This window comes from Stenotrophomonas sp. GL_111 (assembly GCF_057835245.1).
The window spans coordinates 2,015,966-2,042,452 of the sequence record NZ_CM174421.1; the positions used below are offsets into that span (position 1 = coordinate 2,015,966).

Genomic DNA, 26,487 nt, shown 5'->3' on the forward strand with positions numbered 1-26,487 from the left:
ACGCCGGGGCTCTGTCCGTTTATCGGCACTCCATCACAATTATGTAGGGTGAATGCAGGAATTGCATCGCCGCTGAAACGACGACACCCCGCCGAAGCGGGGTGTCGTGGATCAAGCGTGGCTCGGCGGGGACGGCTTAGAACTCCTGCCAGTCGCCATCGTGGGCCATGGCCGGCTCACGTGCCGGCAGGCGCCGGGCCGGGGTGGGGGCCGCCGGGCGGCGTGCCGCTGCCGGAGCGGTGTGCCGCACCGGGGCAGCAGCAGCGACCACGACCGGGGCGGCCTGTCCGTCCAGCTTGAAGATCGACACCGCATCGGTGAGATCGCCGGCCTGTTCTTCCATGGAGCGTGCGGCGGCGGTGGCTTCTTCCACCAGCGCGGCATTCTGCTGGGTGGTTTCATCCATCTGCACCACGGTCTGGTTGACCTGCTCGATGCCGGCCGACTGCTCCTGCGAGGCCGCGGAAATTTCGGCCATGATGTCGGTAACGCGCTGCACCGAGGCGACGATCTCGCCCATGGTGGCGCCGGCCTGGTTGACCAGCTGCGAGCCTTCGGCGACCTTGCCGACGGATTCATCGATCAGGCCCTTGATCTCCTTGGCGGCACTGGCCGAACGCTGGGCCAGGGTGCGCACTTCGGAGGCGACCACGGCGAAGCCGCGGCCCTGCTCGCCGGCACGCGCCGCTTCCACGGCCGCGTTCAAGGCCAGGATGTTGGTCTGGAAGGCGATGCCGTCGATGACGGTGATGATGTCGGCGATGCGGCGCGAGGATTCGTCGATCTCGTGCATGGTGCTGACCACGCGGCCCACCACGTCGCCACCCTGCGAGGCCACCGATGCCGCACCGATCGCCAGCTGGTTGGCCTGGCGGGCGTGCTCGGCGTTCTGGCGCACGGTGGAGGTGAGTTCCTCCATCGAGGCGGCGGTCTCTTCCAGGTTGGCGGCCTGCTGCTCGGTACGGCGCGAGAGATCGTTGTTGCCCGAGGCGATTTCACCGGCCGCGGTGCTGATGCTGCTGGAGGCCTGCTGGATGCGGCCGACGATCTGGGTCAGCTGGGCGACGGTGCTGTTGGCATCGTCACGCATGCTGGCGAACACGCCGTGGAACTGGCCGTGCATGCGGGCGGTGAGGTCACCGTTGGCGATGGACTGCAGCAGGTGCGAGAGCTGGGACAGGTTGCCGTCGGCGACCTGCATCATGGTGTTGAGGTGCTCGATCATCGTGCGGAAATCGTGATCGAAGCGCTGCGCATCGCCACGCTGGCTGAAATCACCGGCCGCGGCGGCCTGGGCCAGCGACTGGATCTGGGTGTTGATCGCCAGCAGGCTGGCCTTGGCCGCATCCATCGACTCGTGCAGGATCGCGCGGCTGCCGGGCAGGCGGCGCGCGTTCTGCGACAGGTCGCCGGCGGCGTACTGGTTGAGCACCGTGATGGCGTCCTTGATCGCGTCCAGGTGGTCGAACACCACCGTGTTGGTGCCCACGGCCAGCTCGCCGTACACGCCCGGGAAGTCCACCGGCATGCGGTGGGAGATGTCGGGGCCGGCGTGCATCGCGGCCATCTGACGGGTCTCCTCGGAGTAGCGGCGCAGCATGCTGGTCATTTCACCGGTGGCGGCCAGCATCTGGCCGGCTTCATCGGCACTGGTGGCGCGGATGTTGACGCTGAGGTCGCCGCGGGCCACCGACTTGATCGCATGCACGGCCTGGCCGAGCGGACGGGTGATGACGCGCGAGATCACCACGGCCAGCGCGGCGGCCACCAGCGACAGCAGCACCATGCAGGCCACGATGGCGATCACACTGGTGCGATGGGTGGCGTTGGCGGCCTCGATCTTGCTGTCCATCAGGCTGTTGCTGAAGGCGCCCAGCTCCTTGAGGTGGTCGAACAGCTGGCGTCGTGCCGGGCGCGACTTCTCGTCGGAGATCTGGCGCGCCAGGGCGCCGTCACCGGCGGCAACGGCGGCGCGCAGCTCCTTGTTGGCACCGAAGTAGGCCTCAAGATCGGCGGCTACCTTGGCGTACAGGGCGCGCTCGCGATCACCGGCCGGCAGCGCCGCGTAGGCGCTCAGTTCGTCGCGGACCAGCTTGGCGGTGTTGTCCATGCGGGTGTGGTAGTCGGCGACCTTTTCGGGCTGGTCGAACATGCTCACCTGCGCCATTTCGTAGGTGCGGAATTCGCCGAGCTGCGAGCGCACCTCGCCCAGGTGCTGGACCGAGGGAATATCGTTGCTGGCCATCGCGCCCAGTTCGGCATTGGCGCCATTGAGGCGGACCAGGGCGAACGCGCCCAGCACGACGGTCATCAGGGTGGTGAGGGTGAAGCCAACTGCCAGCTTGCGGGCGATGGGCAGATCGTGGAACCACTTCATGGTTGGAACTCCGGGCAGGGCGGTGGCGCGCAGCCGTGGGGTGCTGGGCGAAGGAGATCGGATCGGAAGGCGAGGAGCAGGCGCGCGATGTTGGCGTCATCGCTATTGCGGATAACGGCGCTGTCCGGGTGCAACTTGAGTGTTCGAGTTCACATTTTTTCAGCGGATCGGCCGAACCGCCGCCGCGCCGTGTTGGTTGCATAAGCAAGCAACGCCGGGGCTTTCGCTTTATGCGAGCAGAAAGCGATTCAATACGCGCGCGTATCGGCGGCGTCGGACATCACATTTCTGAGCGCCAGGCGCGAAACAGCAGCGGCGGTAGTGCCGGCCGCTGGCCGGCTTCACGGAACAAAGAGCAGCAAAGCAGGTAATGCCGGCCGCTGGCCGGCTCCACGGAAAATGAGCAGCCGGCCAGCGGCCGGCACTACCTACACCGCAGACCAGGAAGCCCCCGCTAGTAGCGGGGGCGCGCCGACAGGCGCGGGGTGTTGGAAGGTTGTGAGGTGGCGCCCAAGCTTTGCTGAGCAAACCTTGGGGATATTTCGCGATTGCGAAATATCAAGCCGCCAGCGGCAGCCGCAGCGAGCGCACCAGGCCGCCGATATCCACGATCAGCGACACGCGCCCATCGCCCAGGATGGTGGCGCCGGACACACCGCTGATGCGCCGGTAGTTGTTCTCGATGTTCTTGACCACCACCTGCTGCTGGCCAACCAGTTCGTCCACTTCCAGTGCGATCTTCTGGCCATCGCCTTCGACCACCACCACCAGTGAATCGTCCTTGGTGCGCCCACCGAAGCCGTAGTACTCGCTGAGCGAGAGGATCGGCAGGTACTCGCCACGGACGCGCAGCACGCGGCCTTCGCCGGCCATGGTGCGTACGTCCTCGGGCTGCGGCTGCAATGCTTCCAGCACATAGGCCAGCGGCAGGATCACGGTTTCACCGGCGACAGAGACGGTCATGCCGTCGAGGATGGCCAGGGTCAGCGGCAGCCGGATCAGCACACGGGTGCCATTGCCGGCCTTGCTTTCCAGCTGTACTTCGCCACCCAGCGCCTGGATGTTGCGGCGGACCACGTCCATGCCCACGCCACGCCCGGACAGGTCGGTGACGGCATCGGCGGTGGAGAAGCCGGGCTGGAAGATCAGGTCCCAGACCTGCGCGTCGGTGGGGTTGTCGGGCACGCTCAGGCCACGCTCGAGCGCCTTGGACAGGATCTTGTCGCGGTTCAGGCCGCGGCCGTCATCGCTGACTTCGATCACGATGTGGCCGCCCTGATGGGACGCCGCCAGGGTGATCGTGCCGGTTTCGTCCTTGCCGGCATCGCGACGGATGTCGGGCATTTCCAGGCCGTGGTCGATCGAGTTGCGCACCAGGTGCACGAGCGGATCGGCGATTTTTTCGATCAGGCCCTTGTCCAGCTCGGTGCCTTCGCCAATCGTGCGCAGGCGGACCTGCTTGCCCAGGCGCGAGGAGAGGTCGCGGACCAGGCGTGGGAAGCGGCGGAACACTGCGTCCACCGGCAGCATGCGCACGCCGATGACGGCTTCCTGCAGGTCACGGGTATTGCGTTCGAGCAGGTCCAGGCCGGCAAACAGCTGCTCGGCGTGGACCGGGTCCAGTGCATGCGAGACCTGCTTGAGCATGGCCTGGGTGATGACCAGTTCGCCGACCAGGTTGATCAGCGCATCGACCTTCTCCACCGCCACGCGGATCGAGGTTTCCGCTTCATGTGCGGCGGCAGCGGCCGGTGCGGCGGCGGGCGCTGCGGCAACGGCCACCGGTGCCGGGGTGGCCGGGGCGTTGGTCGCCAGGCTCGGCGGTGCGGCCGGACGGATGTCCAGTTCGCAGTCGTCCACGACCCAGGCGAAGGTGTCTTCGATCTTGCTGCGCGGCACCTTGCCAACCAGGCCAAGGTCCCACGCCAGGTGGGCCTCGAGCGGATCGAGCTGGTCGAAACCGGGCAGGCGTTCCAGCCGTGCGGCGACCTGCAGCGAGCCCAGGTGTTCGAGCTCGCGGATGATGCGCAGCGGGTCGTTGCCGCTCATGAACAGCGACGGCGAGGGCACGAAGCCGATCTGCCACGCTTCGGGGATGTCATCGGCCTTGGCCGCGACCGGGGCAGCAGTGGCGCTGGCGGCCTGGCCGGACAGCACCGCTTCCAGGCGTGCCTTGATACTGGCTACCGCCTGCGGATCGGCCGGCTGGCCGTGTTCGGCTTCGCGCAGCAGGGCGCGCAGCACGTCCACCGAGGACAGCATGGCGTCCACGGCGGTGGCTTCCAGTGCGCGCTTGCCGGCGCGCAGTTCGTCCAGCAGCGTTTCCAGCACGTGGGTGAGCGCGGCGATCGCATCGAAGCCGAAGGTACCCGCGCCGCCCTTGATGGAGTGCGCGGCGCGGAACACCGAGTTGATGATCTCAGGATCCTGCTGGCCCGATTCGAGCGCCAACAGGCCCGCTTCCATTGCGTCCAGCCCCTCGCGGCTTTCTTCAAAGAACGTGGCGTGGAAACGTTGCAGATCCATGCTCATGGTGCGTCGGGTCCGGTTGCGGGAGGGGAAGGGGTGAAACGGAAAACGGGGAAGCGGTGTTGGGCTCAGCCCAGCACTTTCTGCACGGTGGCGACCAGCTGTTCGGGGTTGAACGGCTTGACCAGCCAGCCGGTGGCACCGGCGGCCTTGCCTTCGGACTTCTTGTCGGCGGCCGATTCGGTGGTCAGCATCAGCATCGGCACGAACTTGTAGTCGGCCAGCTGGCGCAGCTCACGAATCAGCGAGATGCCATCCATGTTGGGCATGTTGACGTCGGTGACCACCGCGTTGAACCGCTGGCCCTTGGCGCGACCGAGCGCGACCGCGCCGTCTTCGGCTTCTTCGACGGTGAAGCCGGCCGAGGTGAGGGCGAAAGAGACCATCTGGCGCATCGACGCCGAATCGTCCACCACCAAGATACGTGCGCTCATGCAGCGTTCTCCACAGATTTCAGGTTGTCATGGGTTGCGTCCAGGCCCAGGGCCTGGGTGACACCGAGCAGGCGCGCGGCATCACGGAAGGTGGCAGTGCAACCGTCGAATCCGGTCGGGTGGCCTGCCTTGCGGCGGGCGTCGACGAATGCGCACAGGACCTGCATTGCTGCGGTATGGATACGGCTTACTTCGCTGGCATCCAGCGTCAGTTCGCCGGCCTGGTCCACAAGGGGGGCCAGGCGGGTTTTGAGCTCGGTGCTGGTCTCGATACCGAGATCAGTCCCCAGGGCCACAGTGCTCATCGTTGCTCCGGACAAACGGTTCCATGGTCTATAACGGCCTGAACCGGGGAAGCTTTAGGGAAAGGAGCGGTCAGCTCAGCAGCTGGGTGGCATCGAGCAGGATCATCGGCTGCGCGGTGACGCGCGCCACGCCGCGGAACAGGTCGTTGGAGATCTGGCAGATGCGCGCGGTGTCGGGCGGTTCAATCTGCGAATCGGTGAGGTTGGCGACATCCTCCACCGCCGAGACACGCAGGCCCATGGTTTCGCCTTCCTCTTCGAGCACCACGATGCGGGTGTTGGCGTCTTCCTGGGCCGGGCCGGCGCCCAGGTGGACGCCCAGGTCCATGACCGGGACCACCTGGCCACGCAGGTTCATGATGCCCAGCATTGCCGGGGCGGTGCCGCGCAACGGCAGCAGGGGCACCGGCAACACCACTTCCTGCACCTTCAGCAGTTCCAGCGCATAGGCCTGGGCGCCACAGCGCAGGCGCAGCCAGCGCGAGGTGCGCTCGCTGGCACGACGGTTCTCGCGCGGGCTGGAGGCCGGGTTGCGGGCCTGGGCCTGCAGCTCCTGCCAACTGCCCGGGCGGCTGTGGGCCGAAGGCGCGGTGAAGGTGGGAATAGGCAGCGCGGCTGGCGCGGCGCGCGTCATTGGTGCAGGTGCAGGCGCAGGCGCAGGCGCGGGTGCGGGAGCTGGGGCGGGTGGCGCTGGCGGTGTTGCGACCGTTGCGGCGACCGGTGCGGCGACCGGCGCAGGCGCGCTGTCGTGCAGCACCTCTTCGGGCAGGTCGCCCCAGTCGGGTCGCGCATCGCTGGCGGCGGCCATGATCGGACCCAGCGCGGGGTCGTTCATCAGTTCGTCGAGCAGGTCCAGGTTCCCGGGGGAGCCGGGCGACGTCGGCGTTTCGTGCGCGGCGGCCACGGTCTCGACCGGCGGCCCCAACGCGGGGTCGTTCATGAGTTCGTCGAGCAGATCCAACATGCCCGGCGAGCCGGGCGACGTCGGGGTGTCGTGCACGGCGGCCGCAGGCTCCACCGGCGGACCCAATGGGGGGTCGTTCATCAGTTCGTCGAGCAGGTCGAGCATGCCCGGTGAACCGGCGGCGGTCGGGGTATCGAAGGCGGGCGCGGCGTCGGGCGCGTGCTCGGGCGCCAGCGCGTCGACGTCAGCGGGGGTGTCGAGCACGCTGAATTCGGCGCGGATGGCCTGTGCGACTTCTTCGGCGTCGGCTTCAAGGGGTTCGGCAGGTACGGCGGTCGGCACGGGCGCTGCATCGGCCACGGTGGGTGCCGCAGTCACTGCCGGCACGGCGTCGCCGAGCAACTGCTCCAGGTAGTCGTCCAGGACGCCGGCGGTATTCATGCCGCGCGCTCCATCTGCAGCGCGTCATCGGCCAGGATCCATTCCAATGCGCGCCGGTAGGCGGCCAGGCCGCGGCCGGGGTAATCCTCGGACTGCGGCGGCACGGTCAGGCTGGCGGCGTTGCAGATGCGCGTATCGACCGGAATCGCGTCTTCCCAGACGCGCAGGCCGTGCTTGTCCTGCATCTGCTTGACGGTTTCGTTGCCGGCACGGGTGCGGCGGTCGAACAGGGTCGGCAGGATCGACATCGGCAGGGTGCGACGGCGCGAACGCTCGACCATCTCGCCGGTGCGCACCATGCCGTCCAGCCCGTGCAGGGCCAGCGGCTCGGCCTGGGTGGGAATGATCAGGCGGTCGGCCGCGGCCAGCGCGTTGATCATCAGCAGGCCCAGCGTGGGCGCGCAGTCGAGCAGGATGTAGTCGTGCTGGCCCTGGTGCCGGGCCAGTGCGTTCTGCAGGGCCAGGCCCAGGCCCGGCTGGTTGGCGCTGCGCCGTTCCAGGGTGGCCAGTGCCGCCTGCGCGCAGACGTAGTCCAGGCCGGGGATGTCACTGTGGTGGCTGAGCGTGGACAGCTCGGCCGGGGGCGCGGCGAACAGTTCCAGCACGCCCGGCGGCGGCGGATCCAGCGGCACGCCGAAGGCGCGGGTCAGCGACGAATGCGGATCCAGGTCGATCAGCAGTACGCGATGGCCGAGCGTGGCCAGGCCGCGGCCGAGCGCGAGCGAGGTGGTGGTCTTGCCGACGCCACCTTTCTGATTGGCGATTGCCCAGATACGCATCGGTTCACTCCTTCATTGCAGGGGGAACGGCGGCGCCAACACGGCTGCCGGCCGGCACCGGTGGCAGACGCACCGGTGTGATGGGGGAAGCAGCAGGGGCGGCGGTCTTGCCCGTTCCTGCGGCGGCGGTCTCGGCGGTCAACTGCGTGCCGATCGGGTCCACGCCCTGCGCGGTATCGGCCAGGATGATCACCATGACGCGGCGGTTGCGGTTGCGGCCTTCGGCACTGGCGTTGTCTTCGCGCGGGCGGAACTGGCCGTAGCCCACCATCGCCAGCCGCGACGGCTGCAGGCCCTGGTCGGCGAACAGGTGCACCACGCTGGCCGCACGGGCGGCGGAGAGTTCCCAGTTGGACGGGAACAGCGCGGTGGCAATCGGGATGTTGTCGGTGTGGCCTTCCACGCGCACGCCGTTGGGGGCGTCGTGCAGGACCTGGGCCAGCTTGGCCAGGGTGTCGCGCGCGTGGATGTCCAGCGAGGCCGAACCGGTGGGGAACAGGATGTCGCTGTTGATCTCCACTTCGATCCACAGCTCGGTGCGGCGCACGGTGATCATGCCGCGCTCGATCAGCGGGGCGAGCGTGGCGGTGAGGCGGTCGGCAATCGTGTTGAGCTGGCGCTCGGCACGTTGCAGCTGTTCCTGGTTGCGCACCGACACCGGCATGCGCATCTGCGAGGCCATCGCCGGCAGCAGGGTGGGATCGTTGGAGGGCGCCGGCGCGGACGGGCCGACCCGGTTGCCGGCCTTGATCACCGAGGGGCTGTCCCAGCCGCCCCCCTGGACCTGCTGGTTGCCCACCTGCACCGGATTGATGGTGCGCGGGGCGCCACCGAAGGCGGTGGTCAACGCGTCGGCCATGACCCGGTACTTGCCCTCGTTGAGCGAGGAGATGGCATACATGACCACGAAGAAGGCAAGAAGCAGCGTCATGAGGTCGGCATAGGGGATCGCCCAGGCCTCATGGTTGGCATGCTCTTCGTGATGCTTGCGACGGGCCATGTCAGTGCAGGAACCCGGACAGATTGGTTTCGATGTTGCGCGGGTTCTCACCCTGGGCGATGGAGATCAGCCCTTCGATGATCATTTCGCGGTCGCGGCTGTTGTGGTGGATCACGCTTTTGAGCTTGGCCGAGACCGGCAGGAACAGCAGGTTGGCCGAGGCGATGCCATAGATGGTGGCGGTGAACGCCGCGGCGATGCCGTGGCCGAGCTTGCTCGGGTCGGCCAGGTTCTTCATCACCGCGATCAGGCCCAGCACCGCGCCGATGATGCCCAGCGTGGGCGCGTAGATGCCCATGCCCTCGAACACCTTGGAGGCGGCCAGGTCCTGGTGTTCCTGGCTGCTCAGCTCGATTTCCATCATGTGCCGGATGGTTTCCGGCTCCACGCCGTCCACCAGCAGCTGCAGGCCCTTGCGCAGGAACGGATCGTGCTGCGCATCGACCTGTGCTTCCAGGCCGAGCAGGCCCTGGCGACGGGCGATGTTGCTCCACTCCACGATCTTCTGGATCAGCTCGCGGCGGTCGCTGCTCGGCGGCAGGATGACCCAGCGCACGATTTTGAAGGCGTGTTTGAACACCGCCGGCGAGGTGTGCAGCAGGATCGAGGCGATGGTGCCGACGATGACGATCACGAAAGCCGCCGGCGACCACAGCGATGCCAGACCGGCGCCCTTGAGGATGCTGCCGCCGACCAGTGAGGCCAGGGCGAGGAAAAGTCCAATGAGGCTGAGTCTGTCCATGGGTCCGTTATCGGCTTGTGTGAATGGGACTTGAGACGCCGACGGGGTCAGGTGCTACGGCGGTCACACTTTGTTGGGGCAGCCGGGCATGGCCCGGCTCTACCTTTTCTCAGCCGGGCATGGCCCGGCGCTACCTTTCTCAGTCAACGCAGGCCGTCGACGTCGAGGATCAGTGACATGCGGCCGTCGCCGATCAGGGTTGCGCCGGCGTAACCGCGCAGCCCGCGCAGGGCCTTGGGGAGCGGCTTGATCACCACTTCCTCGCGCCCGCGTACCTGGTCCACCACCAGCCCGAAGCGTGCCTCGCCGGCCTGCAGCACCACGATGGTGAGCAGCGGCGATGCGGCCGGTTCCACCGCCAGCCAGTGGCGCAGGTCGACCAGCGGCAGGGTGTGAGATTTGCGGTCGAGCACAGCACGGCCGTCGAACCAGCCCAGCGAGGTGTTGGGGGCATGCAGCACCTCCATCACGCGGGCCAGGGGCAGGGCGTAGACGTCCTCACCGGCCTGCACCAGCAGGGTCGGCAGGATCGCCAGCGTCAGCGGGACGCGGATCATGAAGCGGCTGCCACGGCCCAGCTCGGACTGGATCTGGATCTGCCCGCTGAGCTCGCGGATGCGCGACTGCACCACGTCCATGCCGACGCCGCGGCCGGAGATGTCGGTCACTTCCTGCTTGGTCGAAAAACCGGGCAGGAACACCAGGTGCAGGCATTCCTCGCTGGTCAGGCGGGCGGCGGCTTCCGGGTCGATCAGGCCCTTCTCGCGCGCTTTCTGGCGCAGGCGCTCCGGGTCGATGCCGGCGCCGTCGTCCTGCACCTCGATACTGACGTAGTCACCTTCCTGCTGGGCCGACAGGCGGACATGGCCGTTGCGCGGCTTGCCCTGGGCTTCGCGCAGCTCGGGGGTTTCCACGCCATGGTCGATCGCGTTGCGCACCAGGTGCACCAGCGGATCGGCCAGGGCCTCGACCAGGTTGCGGTCCAGCTCGGTTTCGGCGCCGACCAGCTCCAGCTCCACTTCCTTCTTCAGGTTGCGGGCAACGTCGCGGGCTACCTTGGGGAAGCGCGAGAACACCTTGCCGACCGGCTGCATGCGGGTGCGCATCACCGCCGACTGCAGGCGCGCGGTGGCGATGTCCAGGGTGGACACCGCACGGTCGAGCTCTTCGTCATGCAGGCGCGCACGCAGGGTCTTGAGCCGATTGCGTGACAGCACCAGTTCGCCGATCAGATTGACGATCGCATCCAGCCGCTTGGTATCCACGCGCACGGTGTGTTCGGCCTCGGCCACCGGCTTGTTCGCGGCCGGTTTGCCTGCAGGCGGTGCAGCGATGGCGGCGCGCGGGGCAGCGGCGGGCGCGGCGGCCACCGCTTTGGCGCCGGGGACCGCGCCGCCGTGCAGCTGGTCCAGCAGGGCTTCGAATTCGTCTTCGCCGATCAGGCCGTCGTCGGCTTTTTTTTCAGCGGCCACCGCGGTCGGTGCGGCGCCGCCGTGCAGCTGGTCGAGCAGGGCTTCGAACTCGTCATCGGTGATCAGCTCGCCGCTGAGGGGGGCAGCCACGGCGGCGGCCGGGGCCGGGGTAGCCGGGCCGTTGACGTCGAACTGGGCGATCAGCTCCGGCGGTGCGTAGCCAGGCTCGGTACCGGCCGACACCGAATCGAGCATCGACTGCAGGTAGTCCAGCGACTGCTGGGCGGCATCGAAGTGATGCGCCTGCAGGGTGGCCTTGCCCGAGCGCGCCATGCCGAGGGTTTCCTCGGCGGCATGGCACAGTTCGACCATGGCCTGGATGCCGAGGAAGCCGGCACCGCCCTTGAGCGTGTGGAAGCCGCGGAACACCGCATTGAGCTGGTCGCTGTCCTGGGGCGACTGCTCCAGCGACACCAGCTGTTCGCCGAGGCGATCCAGGATCTCCTGGGCCTCGAGGATGAAGTCGGCAGCAATATCGTCTGGAACAGCACTCATAGGATTACAGCCCCAGATCCGAAAGCAGGTCGTCGGCGTCCACCTGCGACACCTGATGGCGGTCCAGCCCGGACACGGCCGGGCCGGCCAGGCCGTTGTCGCGCTTGTGCGCGGTGTCATCCTGCGGCGGCAGGCCGAGCGCACCAAAACCTTCGTGGACCCGGCGCACGATGCCGACCACACGGCGGATGATCTGCCCGGTCAGGTCCTGGTAGCTCTGGGTCAGGGCGATTTCGGTGAGGTTGTGGCGGATCCGGTCCAGCTGCTGGTCCTGGTCGGGGGTGAGCCCGTTGGCGCGCAGCTGTTCGGTCAGCGCCCGGCATTCCTCGGCCAGGTCCAGGGTGCGGTGGGTGGCCTGTTCGGTCATCGCCACCACGTGGTCCAGACGCGCGCAGGCATCGTCCAGCTCGCCGGCTTCACTGGGCAGGCTGGGCAGTTCGCCCAGCGCCTGGCCCAGCTCGCGGGCAAGCCGGTTCAGCCCGGCCATCATCGGCTGGGTACGCAGTGCGGCCAGCGCGTCGATCTCCTGGCGCCAGCCGGCCTCGTCACCGCTTTCCAGCGCGGCCAGGGCGTCCTGCAGGCGCTGCACCAGCGCGGATTTGTCGCTGAGGGTTTCCATCAGGCGCTCGCCGCCAGACGTTCGAAGATCTTGCCGAGCTTTTCTTCCAGGGTCTGCGCGGTGAACGGCTTGATGATGTAGCCGTTGACGCCGGACTGGGCTGCTTCGATGATCTGTTCGCGCTTGGCTTCAGCGGTAACCATCAACACCGGCAGGGTCTTGAGCTTGGCATCGGCGCGGATCGCCTTGAGCAGGTCGATACCGGTCATCACCGGCATGTTCCAGTCGGTGACCACGAAATCGAACGGCTGGCTCTGCAACAGCGCCAGCGCGGCATGCCCGTCCTCGGCTTCGGCCGTATTGGTGAAGCCCAGATCGCCCAGCAGGTTCTTGACGATACGACGCATGGTCGAAAAATCGTCGACGATCAGGATACGCATGTTCTTGTTCAAAGCACTTTCCTCGGTCTTAATTGTTTTCGAGGCCGGCGTCGGCCGCCTCGAAGATCTTCAGTCGGCCACGCAGGCGCAATACCGCCTGGCCATGGATCTGGCAGACGCGCGACTCGCTGACACCGAGTACCGCGCCGATCTCCTTCAGATTCAGTTCCTGCTCGTAGTACAGCGACAGCACCAGCTGTTCGCGCTCCGGCAACAGCCCGATCGCGTTGCCCAGCTCGCGGCCGAATTCGCCGCGCTCCAGCACCTGCTGCGGGGTCGGGCCACCCTGGGCGACGGTATCCAGTTCGCCCTGGTCTTCAATCCGTGATTCCAGGCTGAGTACCTGGCCGCGTGCGGCGTCTTCCATCAGGCGCAGGTAGTCGGGCAGGGGCATCTCCATCGCCGCGGCCACTTCGGTGGCGCTGGCGGCGCGGCCGGTGCTCTGCTCCAGCCGACGGATGGTGGAGGCAGCGTCGCGGGCACGCCGGTGTACCGAGCGCGGCACCCAGTCGCCACGGCGGATCTCGTCGATCATCGAACCGCGGATGCGGATCGAGGCATAGGTTTCAAACGAGGCGCCCTGGTCGGCGTCGTAGCTGCGCGAGGCCTCGATCAGGCCCATCATGCCGGCCTGGATCAGGTCATCGACCTCGACACTGGCCGGCAGGCGCGCGGCCAGGTGGTGGGCGATGCGCCGGACCAGGTCGGAGTGCTGGGCAATGCACTCGTTGGCGGCGGTGCGTTGCACCTCTTTGTATTGTGCGGCGCCTTTCATGCGGTCACCCCGCGTTGCTTGAGGATGCGTTCCAGGAAGAATTCAACGCCACCGCGCGGCTCGGTCGGGGCCTGCCAGCGGGCGGTACGGCGGGCGATCTCGATGATCGCCTGTGCGGCCGGGCTGGACGGGTAGGCCTTCACCACCGGCTGCTGGCGTTGCACCGACAGGCGCAGCCAGTCGTCCTGCGGCACGCAGCCCAGGTAGTTCAGCGAGACATCGGCGAGGAACTTCTCGCAGACCCGGCTCAGCTTCTCGTACAGCACGCGGCCCTCGTTGGGGTCGCGCACCATGTTGGCCACCACCTGGATGCGGTCCACCCCGCGCTCGCGCGAGAGCACCTTGATCAGGGCGTAGGCATCGGTGATCGAGGCCGGCTCGTCGCAGACCACCACCACGGTGTCCTGGGCGGCCTGGCAGAAGGTCAGCACGCCGTCATTGATGCCCGCCGCGGTGTCCACCACCATGATGTCCAGCTCGCGCTCCAGTTCGGAGAACACGTTGACCAGGCCCACGTGCTCGGCCGGGGCCAGCTCGGCCATGTGGCGGCGACCGGACGCGGCCGGCACCACCAGCACGCCACCGGGGCCTTCGATGATGACCTCCTCCAGCGTGCAGCGCCCGGCGACCAGGTCGGCCAGGGTCACCTTGGGCTGCAGGCCCAGGATCACATCGATGTTGGCCAGGCCCAGGTCGGCATCCAGCAGCAGGGTGCGTTTGCCCATGTCGGCGAGCGCCACGGCCAGATTGGCCGAAACGTTGGTTTTGCCCACGCCGCCCTTGCCGCCGGTGACGGCGATGGTGCGGACCGGGCCCAGCGGCTGGCTACGGGTAGCCGACAGCGGGAAGGTCTTGGTCAGCTTGGCGTACTCACGCGACGGCATGGTTCAACTCCGGGTTGCAGGGCATATCGGCCGCGCGGCGCAAATCTTCAAGGCGAAGTACAAGATTGGCCGCACTGGCCCGGTGCAGGTCTTCAGGAACGTCCTGGCCATCGGTGACCCAGGTGATCGGCAGGCGGTGGTCCACGGCCACCGACAGTGCGCTGCCGAAGCGGCCGGTTTCATCCAGCTTGCTCAGCACCACACCCTGCGGGTTGGCGGCGCTGAAGCGGCGGACCACCTCGTCCATGTCGCCGAAACTGGTGTTGGCCGGCAGCACCAGCAGGGTGCGGATCTGCTCGGCGGCGCGCAGCCACTGCAGCTGGGCGGCCAGGGCACGGTCGCGCGGGCCCAGCCCGGCGGTGTCGATCAGCACCAGCTTGTAGTCCTTCAGACGTTCCAGCAGCTGGTTCAGGTCGCTGCCGCTGCTGGCCTCGTGCACCGCGATGCCGAGCTGGCGGCCGAAGCCGTACAGCTGCTCGCGGGCGCCGATGCGGCCGGTATCGGTGGTGACCAGGGCGACATCGCGGGCGGCGTGCTTCTCGGCGAAGCGCGAGGCCAGCTTTGCAATCGTGGTGGTCTTGCCGGCACCGGTCGGGCCGACCAGGGCGATGACACCACCCGCCTCGAGCGGGTCGACCGGGGCGATGGGCAGCTTCTTGGACAGCAGCCCCAGCATCAGCCCGCGGCCGCGGTGGGCTTCGGTGTCCAGCGGAATCTGCATGGCCACGTCGCGGCTGATGCCGGCGTCGAAGCCGTATTCGTCCATCAGGTCCAGCGCGGCGGCGCGCACCGGCGAACCGCGCAGGCGCTCGTCGGTGAAGCGGTGCATCTCGCGCTCGATGACCTGGCGCATGCCGGCCACTTCGTGACGCAGCTGGCGGATCTCTTCGTCATCGCGCGGCACCACCACCAGTTCGGGGGCGATGGCCGGCTGGGCAACGACGGGGAGGGCGGGTGGGGTGGTGGCGACCGGTTCGGCGGCCATGACCGGTGCAGCTTCCTGCGGGGCGGCGGCCTCGGTGATGGTCACCGGCAGCGGCGGCATCGCCACGCTGGCGGCCGGCGGTGCATGCATCTGGAAGTGCGGCACGTCATCGGCCAGCCCGTCCAGCGGCGGGTCGATGATGAAGCGGGCGCGGTTGATCGGCGCGGCGTTGGCGGCCGGGGCAGCTGCAGCGGCCTGCTCGACATTGAACGGGGCGAAGATCTGTTCCGGCAGCGACGTTTCGTTGACGCTGGGGCTGACGCCGGCGCGGGCCAGGGTCGCGGCAAAGCCGCTGCTGCCCGGCGGCGGCACGATTTCATTGGCCGAATCCAGCGTGCGCCCGGTGGCACCGACGGCGGCGCGGGCCAGCGCGGCCACGGCCGAAGTGGTGGCCGCGACCGGTTCCGGTGCGGCGACCGGTACCTTGCGCCGGGTCACGGCGGCGATCACTGCATCGGCGGCATTGCGCGGGCGCGGTGCCGGCGGCGGGGCGACGTCCTTGCGCGCCGCTTCCAGTGCGCGCTGCACGGCGCCTTCGTCGTAGTTGGCCGCCGCCACGATTTCGACGCCTTCCTCGATCCGGCGGTTGGACAGAATCACCGCGTCCGGACCGTGTTCCTTGCGCACCAGGTTCATGGCCGAGCGCATATCGGAGGCGACGAAACGTTTGATTTTCATGCTGTGGTACCGGGACTGGGGCGGCGGAGTAGTGGAAGGGAAGCGCTGGTTGTCGGTGGTCTGCACGGTCCGGGTTTCCCTTTATTTCCTGCTGCGGTGATATCGAATGGGGGTGTCTGTTTTCTGGCGCGTTGCTGTCGGCGTTCCGACTCAGCTGATCGTGCCGACCAGCTTCAGTCGTTTGTCCTCAGGCACCTCGCTGTAGGCCAGCACCGACAGCGAGGGGACGCTGTGGCGCACCAGCCGTGCCAGCGCGGCACGCACGGGGCCTGGTACCAGCACGACCGCCGGCTCGTTCTTCGCTTCCTGCTTGCCGACACATTCGGCCAGGCTTTGATGCAGTCGCTCAGCGAGTCCGGGTTCCAGCGCGGCGCCGTTGCCCTGTGTGGACTCCTGCAAGACGCGTTCCAGTTGTGGGTTGAGCGTGAAAACCGGCAGCTCCGCCGACATGCCGGCGATCTCCTGCACGATGAAGCGGCCCAGCGCATTGCGCACGGCGGCGGTCAGGGCGGCGGGGTCCTGGCTGACCGGTGCGTTTTCCACCAGCGATTCGACGATCTTGCGCAGCTGGCGGATCGGAATGCGCTCGATCAGCAGGTTCTGCAGTACCCGCACCACCGCCGACAACGGCAGCGACTTGGGGGTGAGGTCTTCCACCAGCTTCGGCGCACTCTTGGCCAGGTTGGCCAGCAGCTGCTGCACTTCCTCGTGGCCGAGCAGTTCCGGTGCGTGCTCGCGGATCAGGTGGGAGAGATGGGTGGCGACCACCGTGGCCGGGTCGACCACGGTGTAGCCCATGGATTCGGCATGGGCACGCTGGTGTGGCTGGATCCAGGTGGCATCCAGGCCGAACGCGGGGTCCTTGCCGGCAATGCCTTCCAGGGTGCCCAGCGCGCTGCCCGGGTCCAGCGCCAGTTCGCGGTCGGGGTGGATCTCAGCGGTGGCCACCGGCACGCCGTGGATCAGCAGGCGGTAGGCGGTAGCCGGCAGTTCGAGGTTGTCGCGGATGTGCACCGAGGGAATCAGGAAACCGATGTCGTGGGTGAGCTTGCGGCGCACGCCCTTGATGCGCGCCATCAACTCGCCGCCTTGAGTCTTGTCCACCAGCGGAATCAGCCGGTAGCCGACCTCCAGGCCCAGCGGATCGACCGGGCGCAGTTCGTCCCAAGTCAGCTCGGCGCTCGGGGCCGCGGCGGCACCGGGCAGGCCCAGGCCCTCGCTGCGGCCAGGCGTGCTGGTTTCGGCGGCACGGGCGGCCACCACGCTTTTCTTCCACAGTTTGTAGGCGATGAAGCCCAGGATCGCCGCCAGCGTCAAGAAGGCGACGTTCGGCATGCCCGGCACCATGCCGACCACGCCCAGGATCGCCGCGGCGATGGTCAGCGCACGGTGCTGGCCGAACACCTGGCCCATCATGGCCTGGGCCATGTCCTGGGAACGCGAGGCGCGGGTGACCAGCATCGCCACCGCCGAGGACACCAGCAGCGCCGGCAGCTGCGCCACCAGACCGTCACCGATGGAGAGCAGGGTATAGGTCGCCGCGGCGTCGCCGAACGGCATGCCGTGCTGGAGCACGCCCACGGCCAGGCCGCCGAGCAGGTTGATGAACAGGATCAGGATGCCGGCGATGGCGTCGCCGCGGATGAACTTGCTGGCGCCGTCCATCGCACCGTAGAAGTCGGCTTCCTCGCGGACTTCCTCACGCCGGGCCTTGGCCTCTTCACGCGTCAGCAAACCGGCGTTGAGGTCGGCATCGATCGCCATCTGCTTGCCGGGCATGGCATCCAGGATGAAGCGGGCGGTCACTTCCGACACGCGCCCGGCACCCTTGGTGATCACCACGAAATTGATGATGGTCAGGATCGCGAACACCACGATACCGACCGCATAGTTGCCGCCGATCACAAACTCGCCGAACGCGGCGATGACCTTGCCGGCCGCGTCGTGGCCGTTCTGGCCGTTGAGCAGGATCACGCGGGTGGAGGCCACGTTCAGCGCCAGCCGCAGCATGGTGGTGATCAGCAGCACGATCGGGAAGATGGTGAAGTCCAGCGGGCGCTTCACGTAGACCACCGCCAGCAGCACCATCAGCGAGATGGCGATGTTGAAGGTGAACAGCGCATCGAGCACCGGTGCGGCCAGGGGCACCACCACCATGGCCAGCAGCGCCAGCACGATCAGCGGGGCGCCAATGCCATGCCGGATCATGTCCAGCGCCTTGCGCACGTTCATGCCACTGCCTGCGGGTTGGGCGCTCATGCGCGGCCTCCCTTGCCGAATTCATCCACATCGATGCTCGGTGCAGCGGGCATGGGGCCGCCGCGCCAGGTGCGCAGCTGGTAGACGTAGGACAGGACCTGGGCAACAGCCGAATACAGTCTCACGGGAATTTCCTTGCCAAGTTGACCTTCCCGATACAAGGCGCGTGCCAAAGGCGGGGCAGACACGATCGCGACCTTGTTGCCGTCGGCGACGTCACGGATGCGCAGGGCGGTTTCATCCACGCCCAGGGCAACCACGGTGGGGGCGTTCATCTTTCCGCCTTCGTACTTCAGAGCGACCGCGTAATGGGTCGGGTTGACCACGACGACGTCGGCGGTGGGCACCGCCTCCATCATCCGGCGGTTGGACATCTGCTGCTGCAGCTGGCGGATGCGGCCCTTCACCTCGGGGCTGCCCTCGCTTTCCTTCATTTCCCGGCGCAGCTCTTCACGGGTCATCTTCAGCTTGCGCATCCAGTTCCAGCGCTGGTACGGGGCATCGATGGCGGCCAGCAGCAGCATCGCCCCGCCGGTAGCCAGCATCAGCTTCAGGGTGAAGCCCAGCCCATGCACCATGGCCATTTCCAGTGGCTGGTTGATCAGGTCGCGCAGCGGCCGGATGCCGTGCCAGACCACCAGCCCGGCGGCGGTGCCGACGAAGGCGATGCGCAGCAGCGACTTGGTGAACTCGGCAATGGCCTCGGGGCCATACAGGCGCTTCATCCCGGCCATCGGGCTGAGCCGTTTGAAATCGGGCATCAGCGACTTGTTGGACCAGCGCAGCCCGCCCATCGCCACCGGTGACAGGAAACTGGCGAGCAGGCACACCAGCACCAGCGGCCACATCGCCACCAGCAGCTGCAGCAGGATCTCGCCGAAATGGCCGAACAGGGCCTGCGGATGCATGCGCAGGCTGGGCTCGGGGCTGAGCGCCTGCTTCATCCAGGCCTGGGCGCTGCGTACCATGCCGCCGGAGAAGGCCATCATCGCCAGCACGGCCGCGCCGAACACCGCCGCCGTCGCCAGCTCACGCGAACGCGGGATGTTGCCCTGTTCACGGGCATCGCGCAGGCGTTTTTCGGTGGGTTGTTCGGTTTTTTCGCCGGCTTGTTCGTTTTCGGACATCGGGGGCAGGGCACGGGGGTGTGGTTACCCGGTGTCGTGCAAGAACCGTTCCGTCTTATTCGCCGCCCATCATCGGTACCTGCATTTCCTGCTGTACGCGCTCGTCCTCGCGCTGCTGCTCGGCCTGGACCGCCCGTTGGCGCAGTTGCTGTTCGTGGTCTACACCTTCGAGCTGCTGCAGGGCATCGTCCACCGGCGTCTGAACCGCGGCCTCGGTCGGCATGGCTGCGCGGCGTTGGGCCGGGTCCGCGGGATCGCCCTGGATCAGGAACAGACGCTGGCCGGCCGGCGCGTCGGCCGTTGCCTCACTGAGCAGGACATGGTCGACCCGCTGCATATCGTGCTGCTTGGCCAACACCAGCAGACTGGCGCTGATGCGTTCGCTGGTCGCATCGAAGCTGCGCCCGTGCTGGGCGTCCAGCGTGCTGACGCCTTGGCGGATCTGCCGGTAGAGCGCCTGGTCGGCGGCGGGGAGGTCATCGAGTGCGCTGCGGGCAGGTGCCGGGGCCGGAGCCGGAGCCGGAGCGTCGGTGTGCGTGGCCACCCGCTGCGGCGCGGAGGTTTCAGTGACTGCGGCCACCCGGATAATGCCGTCGACGCGCTGCAGGTGCAGAATCGGGCTGTCCACATCCCAGCGGCCGTCCGGCCCGGGTTGCAGTGCCAGTGCGGTAGTGGCTCCCTCCAGGTGATGGGCCTCGCGCGTCCTGGCGACGGCCTCAAGTGCAGCCTCGAGGCGTTCCGGTCGGGGCGCCACGCCGTGTGCCGCATAGGTGCTGGCCAGATCCAGGCGATCCTGTTCCTGCGCCGAGCGCGCTACGGGCAGGGGCGGGTCGGTTATCCGTGCGACGTGCTCGGCCAGGGCCGGCTCGAGCAGGGAATGGGTGGCCTGGAGTTCACGCGCGGTGCCGGCATCGGCTGGCCTGCCGTCGGAGTGCCATTGCCCATGGGAGTCCAGGCGGTACTGACGGCCGTCGGAGGCGACCATGGCCCTCGGGTCGAGCGCGGCCTGTATCGCCTCGGGGACGGGGCCATGGCGTTGCCACTGCTGCGCCGCATGCACGGCCTCGTAGCGCGCGGCAATCGCGGCGCTGCCGTGCGCCACATTTGATTCCAGGATGCGCTGGGCGTGCTGGTCGAGTTCGGCGGTGCGCTGCGTGCTGGCCAGCTCGCGTTCGTAGTAGGGAATTCCTTTCTCCATCACACCGGCGGCAACCAGACGTGACCATTGGCTATTGTGTGGATCCTGTTGCCAGTCGGCCGGGCGCAGGCTGGGGCGATCCGAATCAGCGGCTGGGATGCGATAGGGATCCAGGGGCCGCAGCACCTGTGCCATCGCCAGGGCCGCTGCGGTGCTGCTGGCCAGATAGTTGAGCTCTGACGCTTTCTCCGGCAGCGCGGAGAAGCGTTGCGGGCGAGGATCAGAGGCGGTGCCGTTGGCATCGGAACCGGAGCCGCCACTACCGGACAGATCGGCGGGCTCCTCACGGATCCACTGCTGGCCATTGAACGCCCACTCGACCTGCGCGCGGTCCGTTTGATTGAAGATTTGCCGCATATCCCAACGTTCGGCCAACTGATCACCGACCGTTCCCCCGACAACGGCCCCGTAGGCAATGAAGGCCGACACCCCCGGCCCGGTCGCGCTGCCCGCTGCAGCCCCGGCTGCCGCGCCACCCGACCAGCCCCCCAGGCCACGACCTGCGTAGTGGCTCAGTTCGGACTGGGCTGCATCGGGGTTGCTCTGGCCGTACAGGAGCCCAACCCGGTTCGCGGTGTGGGTGGCATCGACGAGGCTGGCGGCTGCGCCGGCGAGAGCGGCCGCGCGTAGGGCGGGGTTGGGGTGGCTATGGGGCGGCGGGACTGGGTGCGTGTTGCTCAGGCGCTCCAATCGAGCCAGCCCGGCCTCTATCTGCTCGCTGGGTCGTCCTGCCAGCATCCCCAAAGGACGAGTGGTTCCAACCAGCTCCTGTGGGTTCTGCTTCAACCGAACGTTCATGCTTCTAAAGTAGAGTCGGCTGTCAAGCATCAGGCGATGCTCTTCATCGAGCAGGGGTACCCCCGCATAGTTGGTGACGACGCCGATGTCGGAGGCATGCAGGTAAGAGCGGGCCGAGATGATCTCAAATACTGCCTGGGTGCCTTGCTGGGCTTGAACCCTCAACAATACGCCACGAGAAACTCCATCAATGGATTGGATGTTCTCGTTACGCAGCGCGCCAGGGAGTTCTACTGCTGAGAACGTTCGAGTCGGGTCCGCACCGCTGCTTAGCGAGAACGCATTGCCGCGGGTAAGTGCGATGAAACGGCCAGAAAGATCGGCCCAGGGGCCGTCATCAGCGTGGTAGAGCCATTGGGTGGCAGGCCCCCTATAACCATTTGAGATCAGTTGAGAGAGTGTGATCTCATGTGCTTCTGCAACTGCATTGAGGAATTCGCGTGATTCGAGCAGCCTTGCAGCATCACTATTGTTGATGATGCGCAACCCGATGGCCGATTGATCGAGCATTGTCGCGGCATCATTCGCAGATAGGCCGCCCGTCAACCTCCCGCTGTAGAGAAGTGTTACCTCTCCGGGACTTTCTGCATCTACCAATGCTGCCAACGCTCGAAGAGCCTGTGGCGTTCGGTACGCAGCAGGGTTGTCCTGCAGCAGGCTGATCGCCTCATCATGGGTGAGTGGTCTGCTCAGAGGATGAGCCCAGGATCGAAATCAAGGTTGACTTGGTAGGTCGTATTTGCAGCAAAGATGCCACCGTCCTTGTAGGCATGCAGAGCCTCTTGCAGGTCGGCGATGATCTCCGCCTGGTGGACTTTCAACGGGGGAGGAAGGCCAAAACTTCCGTTGACATTCACCAGCCGCCAATGCGACCAACCCGGCTCACCTCGTGCCCCCCCTGCATCAAGAAGGTCAAGGCGAATCGCTAGTTGGGATCCTTTCCAATAGAACGTCCAGATCGTCTGATGTACAAACTCTTCACGCCCATTCCGAATATTTCTTAGATAAATATCCCGCTCGCGATCAATAGTCCAATCTCGTGCACGGGTGCCACGAAAGATCTCATCGATCTCCTTCAGTCCGAAGGACTCGACATCTTTGACTGGAATTCGCTCGTTGACAAATGGCATGGGATGTTCCGTGACTACTTGATGAGGGGCACGAGCCGGACATGCCAGCAACTTTGCTCAATTAAGGCCTCGAGAGCCAGGAAGTCTTCGGAGGTGAGAAAGGCCGCTGCCTCGCTCTTGTTGATGATACGAAATCCGTCGACTGCTTGGTCGAGCGCCACGGCCACCTGGTTGCTGCTGAGACCAGAGGCGGTGGGTCCGCTGTAGAACAGCGTGATGCGTCCAGGACTATCCGCATCCACCTGTGCCGCGAGCATACGCAGTGCATCGGGTGTCCGGTAGGCCTGTGGATCCTGCAACAGCCGGTCAATGGCCTGCTCGGCGCTTAATGGTGCTACCACTTAGAGCGCACCGGGAATAACATCCAACGTAACCGTGAAGTCGGTGGTTGTCGCGTGGATACCCCCATCCTTGTAGGCGGTAAGTGCATCCTTCAAATCATCGATGATCTCGCGTTGGTGCGTCATGAGTGCACTCGGTAGGCCGTAGCTACCATTCACATCCACAAGCTTCCAATGGGCCCAGCCTGGTCCGCCTCTTTGTTCGCTGCCATCGACAAAGTCGAGTCGAAGAGTGAGCGGCGCTCCCTTCCACGAGAAGGTCCAGATGGTCTGGTTGCGAAACTCTTCCCGGCCTGTGTCGACCTTCCGCAGATAGATGTCCTGATCGCGATCTATACACCATTGGCGGGATCTTGTGCCTCCTGGCCACCTGGCATCAATCTCCGAAATTCTGCAGGTTTCGCGATCCTCTTCGGAAATACGTTCGTTGATGAATGGCATGGCGCTCTTCAGTGTTGGAGTGTTCTGGCGGCTACGCCATGAGTTTGGCACAACCATAGTCCGCGACATCCAGAAGCGATATGTGCGCGCGGATGTACGGCATGGTTGGAAAGACACTTCTGCGTTGAATGGCTTGGGCGGGTAGCAGGCGTCTTTCGCTGTATGGGCCGACTGTAGCAACACGTCATGGTGGCCCGGACGGATTGAAATCACATTCTTCTGCTTGTGCGCCAATTGCGTCACGCAATAGCGCCGCGGGTACTCGTCCTACTCAACCCGCCCGCGATCCATCCTCGGACTTGAACCCGTCCGCCACCTCCACCCGTGGCCGCTTGTGGTCGTGCAGCTGCATGAACCGCTGCGGGTCCACCGGACGGCCGAGCAGGTAGCCCTGCAGGTAATCACAGCCCAGCCGCTCCAGGTACGCGCGCTGGCCGGCGGTTTCCACGCCTTCGGCGACGATGTCCATGTCCAGTGCGTGGCCGAGGGCGACGATGGCCGAGACGATCACCACGTCTTCGGAGCTGTTTTCCAGGTCGCGGACGAAGGCATGGTCGATCTTGATCTCGGTGGCGGGCAGGCGCTTGAGGTAGAGCAGGCTTGAATAGCCGGTGCCGAAGTCGTCGATGGAGATGCCGACGCCCAGGCTGGCCATTGCCTGCAGCAGCTTGAGGCTGGCATCGGTGTCGCGCATGACCGTGCTTTCGGTGATTTCCAGCACCAGCCGGCGCGGTTCGAGGCGATGGGTGCGCAGCGCGTCGCGCACTTCCTGCAGCAGGTGCGGGGCGCTGAACTGGATGGGCGACAGGTTCACCGAGACCGTCCAGCTGTCGTGGCCGGCATCCTGCCACAGGCGCAGCTGGCGGCAGGCTTCATTGAGTGCCCAGTGGCCGATGTCGTTGATGACGCCGCTGCGTTCGGCCAGGCGGATGAACCGGTCCGGTGGAATCAGGCCCTGTTGCGGGTGGCGCCAGCGGATCAACGCTTCGGCACCGCTGACGCCCTGGCCCGCAACACGGATCTTGGGTTGGTAGTGCATGAACAGCTGGTCGGTGCCGATGGCGCGGCGCAGGTCGGCCAGCAGCTGGAACTGCTGCTCGGCACTGTCGTTCATCCAGTCGGCGAACACCGCGTAGGCATTGCGCCCGGATTCCTTGGCCTGGTACATCGCCGCGTCGGCGAAGGCCATCAGCTGGCGTTCGCTGGCGGCGTGATCGGGGCAGATTGCGATGCCGATGCTGGCGGTGACCTGTAGATCGTGATCGGGCAGCAGCGGCCCGCCGCCGACGGAGTGGATGATGCGGCTGGCCAGGGTGGCGACATCCTCATCGTTGTCGATGCGTACCACCAGCACGAACTCATCACCGCCCAGCCGCGCCAGTACATCGGCCGGGCGCAGCAGCTGCCGGGTACGCTCGGCCACGGCGACCAGCAGGGCATCGCCGGTCTGGTGACCGTAGGCATCGTTGACCTGTTTGAAACCATCCAGGTCCATGAACATCACCGCGAAGCGATTGCCGCGCAGTTCGGCTTCGGCCAGGGCCTGCTCGATCCGTTGCTGCAGCAGCAAGCGGTTGGGCAGGCGGGTCAGCGGATCGTGCAGGGCCGCCTGGGTGAGTTCGGCCTGGGCATCATCCAGCGAGGTGCGCAGGTGCTGGTTGCGCAACCGCAGCAGTTGCGCCTGCATGCGCTGGTCCAGCCACGACACGATCAGCACCACGGCGAGGATCGAGATCGTCAGGATCAATACGACGATGGCCAGCCACTGGGTCTGCAACCCATCGCCCGCGGCGGCGCCGCAGATGCTGTCGGCCGGGAAGCGGGCGGCAGCCATACCGGTGTAGTGCATGCCGACAATGGCCAGGCCGAGCAGGATGGCCGGCAATACGCGATGGCGCAGGCGGCGCTCGCTGTGGCGCAGCCGGAAGGCCAGATACAGCGCGGTCCACGAGGCGGCCACCGCGATCACCAGCGACAGGGTAAGCCAGCCGGGCTGGTAGTCGATGCCCGGCTGCATGCGCAGCGCCGCCATGCCCAGGTAGTGCATCGAGGCGATGCCGATGCCCATCAGCAATGCACCCAGTGCCAACCGCGAATGCGGCAGGGTGGGGCGTGACACCAGCCACAAGGCGAACACCGAGGACGCGATCGCCGCCAGCAGCGAAATCGCGGTCCAGGCCAGGTCGTACCCCAGCGGAATCGGCAGGCGGAAGGCGAGCATGCCGATGAAGTGCATGGACCAGATGCCCAGGCCCATCGCGAACCCCCCGCCCCACAGCCACAACGTGCTGAGCCGCGCGCTGGCGGCGGTGGTGACTTTGTTGGCCATGTCCAGCGCGGTGAACGAGGCCAGCATGGCGACCAGCAGCGAAACCACGACCAACGACGGTGTGTAGCTGCCGATGAGCATCAATGACTCTCCATGTTCAGCACATCTGCGATACGTCTGGAAGACATCTCTACACGTGCCTGGCCGACGGCATGCCACCACCCGGGGCGGTTTAGCCGATGCGGCCTGCCCAGCCTACCGCCAGCCCCGGGGGGTCTGGCAAGAGGCAATGTGATGATTTTTGTGCTGCGTCGTGAAGCGGGCGTGATCAGTGGGTGACGCCGTCCGCGGCCTGGAAGGCGGCGTCGAACAGGCGTTGCACCGGCGGGCCCATTTCACCAGCCAGTACGGTGAGCAGGAACAGGCCCAGCAGCAACGCTACCGGCAACCCGAGCTGGATCGGATTCAGTGCCGGCGCCGCGCGCGCGAGCACGCCGAAGGCGAGGTTGATCGCCAGCATCGCCACGGTCAGCGGCAGCGCGAGGCTGAGTGCACCGCGGAACACCTGCAGGGCGAAGGTCGGCGCGGCACTGAGGAAGGCGTCAATGTTGGGCAGCTCGCTGCCGATCGGGACCGCCTTGTAGCTGTCCATCAACAGTGAGATCAGCGCGAGATGGCCATTGGAAGTGAAGAACAGCAGGCCGAACAGCAGGTAGAACCACTGCCCGATCACGCCCGAGCTGCCGCCACGCAGCGGGTCGCTCATCTGCGCGAAAGCCAGGCCAGTGCCCTGTGCGACCAGTTCGCCAGCCATCGCGCCGGCTTCGAACACCAGCCGCAGCAGGAAGCCGATCGACACGCCGATGGCCAGCTCGCGGGCGATGCTCAGTACGGTGACCGCGTCGAACCCGGTCCAGGCCGGGACCGGTGGCAACATCGGCGACAGCGCCACGGCCAGCGCACCGGCCAGTACCACGCGGACCCGCGAGGGCACGGCACGGGTACCGATCAGCGGCATGGCCATGATCATCGCGCCGATGCGCAGCATGGTCCACAGGATGGTGCCGATCATGCCGAAGGCCTGCAGGCCGTCGGCTGCCATCTGGGTAGCGGAATCCATCAGTA

At 66.6% G+C, this 26,487-nt stretch carries 22 protein-coding genes; all 22 read right to left on the reverse strand.

Annotated elements, in window-relative coordinates:
• Window positions 1-136: 136 nt before the first annotated feature.
• A complete protein-coding gene (locus tag AC3IPM_RS09265; RefSeq protein WP_489303705.1) occupies window positions 137-2,377 on the reverse strand; it encodes a methyl-accepting chemotaxis protein in 2,241 nt (746 codons plus the stop codon).
• Window positions 2,378-2,935: 558 nt separating this feature from the next.
• Complete coding sequence (locus AC3IPM_RS09270) at window positions 2,936-4,909, reverse strand: chemotaxis protein CheA (RefSeq protein ID WP_489303707.1); 1,974 nt, start codon at window positions 4,907-4,909, stop codon at window positions 2,936-2,938.
• Window positions 4,910-4,974: 65 nt separating this feature from the next.
• Complete coding sequence (locus AC3IPM_RS09275; protein ID WP_489303709.1) at window positions 4,975-5,340, reverse strand: response regulator; 366 nt, start codon at window positions 5,338-5,340, stop codon at window positions 4,975-4,977.
• Window positions 5,337-5,645: an STAS domain-containing protein gene (locus AC3IPM_RS09280; RefSeq protein ID WP_489303711.1), complete on the reverse strand. Its 309-nt coding sequence runs from the start codon at window positions 5,643-5,645 to the stop codon at window positions 5,337-5,339. The genes AC3IPM_RS09275 and AC3IPM_RS09280 overlap by 4 nt, the downstream gene beginning before the upstream one ends.
• Before the next feature lie 70 nt (window positions 5,646-5,715).
• Entirely contained in the window at window positions 5,716-6,990 is a 1,275-nt protein-coding gene (locus AC3IPM_RS09285) for a chemotaxis protein CheW (RefSeq protein WP_489303713.1), read from the reverse strand.
• Window positions 6,987-7,769 (reverse strand): ParA family protein, encoded by a 783-nt coding sequence (locus AC3IPM_RS09290; RefSeq protein WP_489303715.1) that lies wholly within the window; start codon window positions 7,767-7,769, stop codon window positions 6,987-6,989. Before AC3IPM_RS09290 ends, AC3IPM_RS09285 begins: the two co-directional genes overlap by 4 nt.
• Window positions 7,770-7,773: 4 nt before the next feature.
• Entirely contained in the window at window positions 7,774-8,769 is a 996-nt protein-coding gene (motD, locus tag AC3IPM_RS09295; RefSeq protein ID WP_489303717.1) for a flagellar motor protein MotD, read from the reverse strand.
• Between the two features lies 1 nt (window position 8,770).
• Window positions 8,771-9,511, reverse strand: a complete 741-nt coding sequence (locus tag AC3IPM_RS09300) for a flagellar motor protein (protein WP_489303719.1) — start codon at window positions 9,509-9,511, stop codon at window positions 8,771-8,773.
• A gap of 143 nt (window positions 9,512-9,654) precedes the next feature.
• The gene (locus AC3IPM_RS09305; RefSeq protein ID WP_489303721.1) at window positions 9,655-11,478 is read right to left on the reverse strand and encodes a chemotaxis protein CheA; all 1,824 of its coding nucleotides are present in this window, start codon (window positions 11,476-11,478) and stop codon (window positions 9,655-9,657) included.
• Window positions 11,479-11,482: 4 nt separating this feature from the next.
• The gene (locus AC3IPM_RS09310; RefSeq protein WP_489303723.1) at window positions 11,483-12,097 is read right to left on the reverse strand and encodes a protein phosphatase CheZ; all 615 of its coding nucleotides are present in this window, start codon (window positions 12,095-12,097) and stop codon (window positions 11,483-11,485) included.
• Complete coding sequence (cheY, locus tag AC3IPM_RS09315; protein WP_017357461.1) at window positions 12,097-12,489, reverse strand: chemotaxis response regulator CheY; 393 nt, start codon at window positions 12,487-12,489, stop codon at window positions 12,097-12,099. The genes AC3IPM_RS09310 and cheY overlap by 1 nt, the downstream gene beginning before the upstream one ends.
• A gap of 16 nt (window positions 12,490-12,505) precedes the next feature.
• Window positions 12,506-13,252, reverse strand: coding sequence for an RNA polymerase sigma factor FliA (locus AC3IPM_RS09320; RefSeq protein ID WP_489303725.1), 747 nt, complete (start codon window positions 13,250-13,252; stop codon window positions 12,506-12,508).
• Window positions 13,249-14,136, reverse strand: a complete 888-nt coding sequence (locus tag AC3IPM_RS09325) for a MinD/ParA family ATP-binding protein (RefSeq protein WP_489303727.1) — start codon at window positions 14,134-14,136, stop codon at window positions 13,249-13,251. Before AC3IPM_RS09325 ends, AC3IPM_RS09320 begins: the two co-directional genes overlap by 4 nt.
• Complete coding sequence (locus AC3IPM_RS09330) at window positions 14,123-15,799, reverse strand: AAA family ATPase (protein WP_489303729.1); 1,677 nt, start codon at window positions 15,797-15,799, stop codon at window positions 14,123-14,125. The genes AC3IPM_RS09325 and AC3IPM_RS09330 overlap by 14 nt, the downstream gene beginning before the upstream one ends.
• Before the next feature lie 150 nt (window positions 15,800-15,949).
• Window positions 15,950-18,058, reverse strand: coding sequence for a flagellar biosynthesis protein FlhA (gene flhA / locus AC3IPM_RS09335; RefSeq protein ID WP_489303731.1), 2,109 nt, complete (start codon window positions 18,056-18,058; stop codon window positions 15,950-15,952).
• On the reverse strand, window positions 18,055-19,185 hold the full coding sequence (flhB, locus tag AC3IPM_RS09340) for a flagellar biosynthesis protein FlhB (protein ID WP_489303733.1): 1,131 nt from the start codon (window positions 19,183-19,185) through the stop codon (window positions 18,055-18,057). The genes flhA and flhB overlap by 4 nt, the downstream gene beginning before the upstream one ends.
• Before the next feature lie 55 nt (window positions 19,186-19,240).
• A complete protein-coding gene (locus AC3IPM_RS09345; protein WP_489303735.1) occupies window positions 19,241-21,691 on the reverse strand; it encodes an XVIPCD domain-containing protein in 2,451 nt (816 codons plus the stop codon).
• Between the two features lie 179 nt (window positions 21,692-21,870).
• On the reverse strand, window positions 21,871-22,311 hold the full coding sequence (locus AC3IPM_RS09350) for a hypothetical protein (RefSeq protein ID WP_489303737.1): 441 nt from the start codon (window positions 22,309-22,311) through the stop codon (window positions 21,871-21,873).
• Window positions 22,312-22,325: 14 nt separating this feature from the next.
• Entirely contained in the window at window positions 22,326-22,652 is a 327-nt protein-coding gene (locus AC3IPM_RS09355; RefSeq protein ID WP_489303739.1) for a hypothetical protein, read from the reverse strand.
• A complete protein-coding gene (locus AC3IPM_RS09360) occupies window positions 22,653-23,093 on the reverse strand; it encodes a hypothetical protein (protein WP_489303741.1) in 441 nt (146 codons plus the stop codon).
• 271 nt (window positions 23,094-23,364) lie between these two features.
• A complete protein-coding gene (locus AC3IPM_RS09365) occupies window positions 23,365-25,503 on the reverse strand; it encodes a putative bifunctional diguanylate cyclase/phosphodiesterase (protein ID WP_489303743.1) in 2,139 nt (712 codons plus the stop codon).
• A gap of 187 nt (window positions 25,504-25,690) precedes the next feature.
• Window positions 25,691-26,482 (reverse strand): flagellar biosynthetic protein FliR, encoded by a 792-nt coding sequence (gene fliR, locus AC3IPM_RS09370; protein WP_489303745.1) that lies wholly within the window; start codon window positions 26,480-26,482, stop codon window positions 25,691-25,693.
• Window positions 26,483-26,487: the final 5 nt, after the last annotated feature.

Excerpts from the sequence above, each read along its gene's own strand:
- AC3IPM_RS09265 (WP_489303705.1), bottom strand. The coding sequence starts at position 2,377 with ATGAAGTGGTTCCACGATCTGCCCATCGCCCGCAAGCTGGCAGTTGGC.
- AC3IPM_RS09270 (WP_489303707.1), bottom strand. The coding sequence starts at position 4,909 with ATGAGCATGGATCTGCAACGTTTCCACGCCACGTTCTTTGAAGAAAGC.
- AC3IPM_RS09275 (WP_489303709.1), bottom strand. The coding sequence starts at position 5,340 with ATGAGCGCACGTATCTTGGTGGTGGACGATTCGGCGTCGATGCGCCAG.
- AC3IPM_RS09280 (WP_489303711.1), bottom strand. The coding sequence starts at position 5,645 with ATGAGCACTGTGGCCCTGGGGACTGATCTCGGTATCGAGACCAGCACC.
- AC3IPM_RS09285 (WP_489303713.1), bottom strand. The coding sequence starts at position 6,990 with ATGAATACCGCCGGCGTCCTGGACGACTACCTGGAGCAGTTGCTCGGC.
- AC3IPM_RS09290 (WP_489303715.1), bottom strand. The coding sequence starts at position 7,769 with ATGCGTATCTGGGCAATCGCCAATCAGAAAGGTGGCGTCGGCAAGACC.
- motD (WP_489303717.1), bottom strand. The coding sequence starts at position 8,769 with ATGGCCCGTCGCAAGCATCACGAAGAGCATGCCAACCATGAGGCCTGG.
- AC3IPM_RS09300 (WP_489303719.1), bottom strand. The coding sequence starts at position 9,511 with ATGGACAGACTCAGCCTCATTGGACTTTTCCTCGCCCTGGCCTCACTG.
- AC3IPM_RS09305 (WP_489303721.1), bottom strand. The coding sequence starts at position 11,478 with ATGAGTGCTGTTCCAGACGATATTGCTGCCGACTTCATCCTCGAGGCC.
- AC3IPM_RS09310 (WP_489303723.1), bottom strand. The coding sequence starts at position 12,097 with ATGGAAACCCTCAGCGACAAATCCGCGCTGGTGCAGCGCCTGCAGGAC.
- AC3IPM_RS09320 (WP_489303725.1), bottom strand. The coding sequence starts at position 13,252 with ATGAAAGGCGCCGCACAATACAAAGAGGTGCAACGCACCGCCGCCAAC.
- AC3IPM_RS09325 (WP_489303727.1), bottom strand. The coding sequence starts at position 14,136 with ATGCCGTCGCGTGAGTACGCCAAGCTGACCAAGACCTTCCCGCTGTCG.
- AC3IPM_RS09330 (WP_489303729.1), bottom strand. The coding sequence starts at position 15,799 with ATGAAAATCAAACGTTTCGTCGCCTCCGATATGCGCTCGGCCATGAAC.
- flhA (WP_489303731.1), bottom strand. The coding sequence starts at position 18,058 with ATGAGCGCCCAACCCGCAGGCAGTGGCATGAACGTGCGCAAGGCGCTG.
- flhB (WP_489303733.1), bottom strand. The coding sequence starts at position 19,185 with ATGTCCGAAAACGAACAAGCCGGCGAAAAAACCGAACAACCCACCGAA.
- AC3IPM_RS09345 (WP_489303735.1), bottom strand. The coding sequence starts at position 21,691 with ATGCTCGATCAATCGGCCATCGGGTTGCGCATCATCAACAATAGTGAT.
- AC3IPM_RS09350 (WP_489303737.1), bottom strand. The coding sequence starts at position 22,311 with ATGCCATTTGTCAACGAGCGAATTCCAGTCAAAGATGTCGAGTCCTTC.
- AC3IPM_RS09360 (WP_489303741.1), bottom strand. The coding sequence starts at position 23,093 with ATGCCATTCATCAACGAACGTATTTCCGAAGAGGATCGCGAAACCTGC.
- AC3IPM_RS09365 (WP_489303743.1), bottom strand. The coding sequence starts at position 25,503 with ATGCTCATCGGCAGCTACACACCGTCGTTGGTCGTGGTTTCGCTGCTG.
- fliR (WP_489303745.1), bottom strand. The coding sequence starts at position 26,482 with ATGGATTCCGCTACCCAGATGGCAGCCGACGGCCTGCAGGCCTTCGGC.